General features: G+C 69.7%; 3 protein-coding genes. All 3 read right to left on the bottom strand.

What is annotated here, in order from left to right; translation table 11 throughout:
* Positions 1-102: 102 nt before the first annotated feature.
* A complete protein-coding gene (gene rbfA, locus ACWGL3_RS31800) occupies positions 103-546 on the bottom strand; it encodes a 30S ribosome-binding factor RbfA (protein ID WP_267948446.1) in 444 nt (147 codons plus the stop codon).
* 2 nt (positions 547-548) lie between these two features.
* Complete coding sequence (locus ACWGL3_RS31795; RefSeq protein WP_267948445.1) at positions 549-845, bottom strand: DUF503 domain-containing protein; 297 nt, start codon at positions 843-845, stop codon at positions 549-551.
* Positions 846-928: 83 nt separating this feature from the next.
* Positions 929-3080: translation initiation factor IF-2 (infB, locus tag ACWGL3_RS31790; RefSeq protein WP_452462147.1), on the bottom strand; the 2152-nt coding region annotated here is incomplete at its 5' end.

Genomic DNA, 3080 nt, shown 5'->3' with positions numbered 1-3080 from the left:
GCCGCCGCCCTCGCCCTGGGCTCTCCTGGGAGCTTGGGGCGGGACGGGGCCGGCGGGGGCGCCCCCGCGCCGCCGCCGGTGGTGCTGGAACGGGGAGGGAGGCTACTCGTCCTCGTCCTCGTCGTCCTCGCGGGGCGCCTTGTACGGGTCGGCCTCTCCCGCGTGCTTGGCGCCGGTCGCCTTCTCGGCCACCTCGGCGTCGGACTGGCGCGCCTTGACCAGCAGTTCCTCGATGTGCTGGGCGTTCTCCTGGACCTCGTCGATGACGAAGGCCAGGCTCGGCGTGTGCCGGATACCGGTCTGGCGCCCCACCTCGCTGCGGATGACGCCCTTGGCGCTCTCCAGAGCGGCGGCGGAGGCGGCCTTCTCCTCCGGGCTGCCGAACACCGTGTAGTACACCGTGGCGTCCCGCAGGTCGGCGGTGATGCGCGCGTCGGTCACGGTGACGAATCCCAGGCGCGGGTCCTTGATCCTCCGGTCCAGCATCTCGGCGACGATGCGCTGGATGCGGTCGGCGATCTTCCGCGCGCGTGCGGCGTCAACCATCGTCAGTCTTCCTCTTCGTTGAAGAGCCGCTGCCTGGCGGAGAGCAGCTCCAGTTCGGGACGTCCCGCGACGAAACGTTCGCAGGTGTCCATCAGGTCACGGGCGTGCGCCGCCGTCGGCGCGACCACCGCCACGCCGACCTTGGCCCGTCGGTACAGGTCGTGGTCCCCGACCTCGGCCACCGAGACGGAGAACTTGCGGCGCAGTTCGGCGATCACCGGCCGGACCAGCGACCGCTTCTGTTTGAGCGAGTGGACGTCACCGAGAAGGACGTCCAGGGTCAGCGACCCGACGTACAAATGATCACCTGTGGTGTTGTGGGGAAAGAGTGTGGGACCCCGGCCACACGGCCGGGGCCCCTTCGGATCAGACTCCGCGAGGGTCAGTCGCGGGACTTCTCCTGCATCTCGTAGGTCTCGATGACGTCAGCGATACGGATGTCGTTGTAGCCGACACCGATACCGCACTCGAAGCCCTCGCGGACCTCGGTCGCGTCGTCCTTGAACCGTCGCAGGGACTCCACGGTGAGGTTCTCGGAGATGACAACCCCTTCGCGGATGATCCGTGCCTTGGTGTTGCGGCGGATGAGGCCGCTACGGACGATCGAGCCCGCGATGTTGCCGATCTTCGGAACCTTGAAGACCTCGCGGACCTCGGCGCTGCCGAGCTGGACTTCCTCGTAGACCGGCTTGAGGAGGCCCTTGACCGCGGCCTCGACCTCGTCGATGGCCTGGTAGATCACCGAGTAGTACCGGATGTCGACGCCCATGCGATCGGCCAGCTCGCTGTTCTTGCCCTCGGGCCGAACGTTGAAGCCGATGATGATCGCGTCGGCGGACGACGCCAGGTTGATGTCGTTCTGCGTGATCGCACCGACACCGCGGCCGATGACGCGGATGTTGACCTCGTCGCCACCCGAGTCGATCTTGAGGAGCGACTCCTCCAGCGCCTCGACCGAACCGGACATGTCGCCCTTGATGAGGAGGAGCAGCTCGGAGCGCTCACCCTCCTTGAGGGCGTCCTGCCAGGTCTCGAACGTGACGCGGCGGGCCGAACGCGCCTGCTGGGCGAAGCGCTCGCGCGCCTCGCGCTGCTGGGCGATCTGACGTGCCACCCGGTCGTCCTTGACGACCAGGAAGCTGTCGCCGGCGCTGGGAACGTTGGTCAGACCCACCACCTGCACCGGACGGGACGGCTCGGCGCTCTGCACGTTGTTGCCGTGCTCGTCGAGCATGGCGCGCACGCGGCCGTAGGCGTCGCCGCAGACGATCGAGTCGCCGACGTTGAGCGTGCCCCTCTGGACCAGCACCGTGGCCATGGAACCGCGACCGCGGTCCAGGTAGGCCTCGATGGCCAGACCCTGGGCGTCCATGTCCGGGTTGGCGGTCAGGTCGAGCGAGGCGTCGGAGGTCAGCACGATCGACTCGAGCAGGCCGTCGATGTTGTCGCCCTTGAGCGCGGAGATGTCCACGAACTGGACGTCGCCGCCGTACTCCTCGGCGACCAGGCCGTACTCGGTGAGCTGCGCACGGACCCGCTGCGGGTCGGCGCCCTCGACGTCGATCTTGTTGACCGCGACCACGATCGGCACCTCGGCCGCCTTGGCGTGGTCGATGGCCTCGGCCGTCTGCGGCTTGACGCCGTCGTCGGCCGCGACCACCAGGACCGCGATGTCGGTGACCTTCGCACCGCGGGCACGCATGGCGGTGAACGCCTCGTGGCCCGGGGTGTCGATGAAGGTGAGCCTGCGCTCCTCGCCGTCCACCTCGGTGGCGACCTGGTAGGCGCCGATGTGCTGGGTGATACCGCCGGCCTCGCCGCTGACGACGTTGGTCTTGCGGATGGTGTCCAGCAGTCGGGTCTTACCGTGGTCGACGTGGCCCATGACGGTGACCACGGGCGGACGGGGACGCAGGTCCTCGGCCGTGCCGTCGTCCTCGCCGAACTCGATGGAGAAGGACTCCAGCAGCTCGCGGTCCTCGTCCTCGGGACTGACGACCTCGATGCGGTAGCTGAGCTCCTCGCCCAGCAGCTGGAGCGACTCGTCGGGCAGCGACTGGGTCGCGGTGACCATCTCACCCAGGTGCATCATGACCTGGACGAGCGACGCCGGGTTGACGTCGATCTTGTCACCGAAGTCCGACAGCGAGGCGCCGCGGGACAGGCGGATGACCTGGTTGTTGCCGCTCGGGATCTTGACGCCGCCGAAGGACGGTGCCTGGAGGTCGTTGAACTCCTGGCGCCGCTGCTTCTTGGACTTGCGGGCACGCCCGGGACGACCGCCCGGACGGCCGAACGCACCGGCGGTTCCGCCGCCGCGACCGCGACCGCCGCCGCCGGGGCGACCGCCGAAGCCGCCCGGACGACCGCCGCCGGCACCGCCGCCGCCACCGGGACGCGGACCCGCACCCGCGGGGGCTCCCCCGCGACCGCGGCCACCGCCGCCACCGCCGGGACGACCGCCGCCGGCACCGCCGCGACCGCCGCCCGCGGGCGAGGCCGGACGGGACGAGGGCATGTTCATGGGACTGGGA

Source organism: Nocardiopsis sp. NPDC055824 (genome assembly GCF_053616335.1).
The sequence above is the reverse complement of the archived record's forward strand: the minus strand, read 5'-3'. Positions and strand labels throughout refer to the sequence as shown.